The organism is Gilliamella sp. Nev6-6 (assembly GCF_001690605.1).
Taxonomy (GTDB): Bacteria; Pseudomonadota; Gammaproteobacteria; order Enterobacterales; family Orbaceae; genus Gilliamella; species Gilliamella apicola_C.
Window position 1 is genome coordinate 1 of record NZ_LZHP01000024.1, and the last position, 1,438, is coordinate 1,438.

The 1,438-nt window shown below is 35.3% G+C and carries 2 protein-coding genes; both read left to right on the top strand.

Annotation, left to right across the window (positions count from 1 at the left end; all coding sequences use genetic code 11):
• The coding region (locus tag A9G42_RS13175) for a VENN motif pre-toxin domain-containing protein (protein WP_082211869.1) at positions 1-970 on the top strand (970 nt) is incomplete at its 5' end.
• A gap of 8 nt (positions 971-978) precedes the next feature.
• On the top strand, positions 979-1,362 hold the full coding sequence (locus A9G42_RS04385; RefSeq protein ID WP_065587967.1) for a DUF596 domain-containing protein: 384 nt from the start codon (positions 979-981) through the stop codon (positions 1,360-1,362).
• The last annotated feature ends 76 nt before the right edge of the window (positions 1,363-1,438 follow it).

Below are 1,438 nucleotides of genomic sequence, written 5' to 3' on the forward strand. Positions count from 1 at the left end.
AACAGAGTTATCGCAAGAAGAGCGACAAAAAATCAGCGCACTATCCCAACTAGCTACAGGCCTTGCCATCGCAGCATCTGGTGGAGATATCCAAGATGTGAATACGGGGATTGCTGCGAGTAAGAATGCAGTTGAGAATAACTTCGCAGCAGTTGTAGTTAGAGCTGGAGGGATGATTTGCGTAAGAATTTCGGTTTGCGCAAACTATGTTGCTGGAACAGGTTTAGCTGCATTATTAGGTATATCTGTGGTTAATAGCCTTAGTGAGAATGATAAAACTAATGCTATTAATGCGATTAGAAGTGGTGATTCATTTGCTATAGCTAGTTTGACTGAAGAACAAATAGATTTTCTAAATAAAAATAAAAATGATTTTCTTATCGCTGATTTTGCAGACAGAATACCGCTAATTCATGGGCAAGAAAGTAATTCAAGTACTTCACAAAACAACGGCGTTGGTGGCTCTTCAGACAGTAATAATATTGCTGGCTCTGGAAGTGTTGTCGCTGGAGGAGCCCCAGGATTACCGCCTGATGATGACGGAGATAATGATAAGCGACAAAATGAAAATAGCCAAAAATATCAAAAACAAAAACAAAAACAACAAGAGCGATTTGACGAATTAAAAGATATCTACGATAAAAATAACCCTACCACAGATTTAAAAATTGATGGGCAAACTATTCGGCAAGGTGCTAATGGAAATCGTTACTCCACTCGAATTTACGAAAGCCAAAATTTGACCGATAAACAAATATATAATTATGCGGAGGAACTAGCTGGACAGCCATTAACCAAAGTTAGAGATGGTATTTATACAGCACGATTACAAGATGGTACAAATATTACATTAAGAAATGTATCGAGCTCTAATACAGGTGCTCGTTGGACTATTGATATAAGAAATAGCCCAACTTTAACAAATTTATATAGAGGGTTGAGAACTGGAGCAGAAATTAAATTTAGGTAGGAAAAAATATGATAAATGAAAATGATTATAAAAATATTATTGATTGGTCAGAACTAAGAACTTTTAGTGGATTATGGAATTGTATTGCCCCTGATATGTTCCCTTCTCTAAAATCTAATGAAGAAAAATTTCCATTTCAAGAGAGAAAAGAACTCTTTTTTTATTTTGTGAAAAGATTATTAAAAGAAGGTCGACTTAAATTAGCAAAAAATGGTCAGTTATTAGGAGGCTCAATCGATGAACAAGTCAAACTGTTTTATGATGCTTTTCCAAAAACAGAAGACGACATGTTTGATAAACAAAAACTGATGGATGATTATTGGTTTTTTGATGAGTCTTGTCCAGCAGAAGCGGTGTGGGTTAATGAAGATGGTTCGTTAGAGTGGACTTAGTTTGCTGAGTTGTTTAAGCTTCTTGTAAATTTTGGGCATTAAATAGTTAAGGGTGATAGTTAATTTGTTAACCTGA

Coding starts and splice junctions, on each gene's coding strand:
- A9G42_RS04385 (WP_065587967.1), top strand. CDS start 979: ATGATAAATGAAAATGATTATAAAAATATTATTGATTGGTCAGAACTA.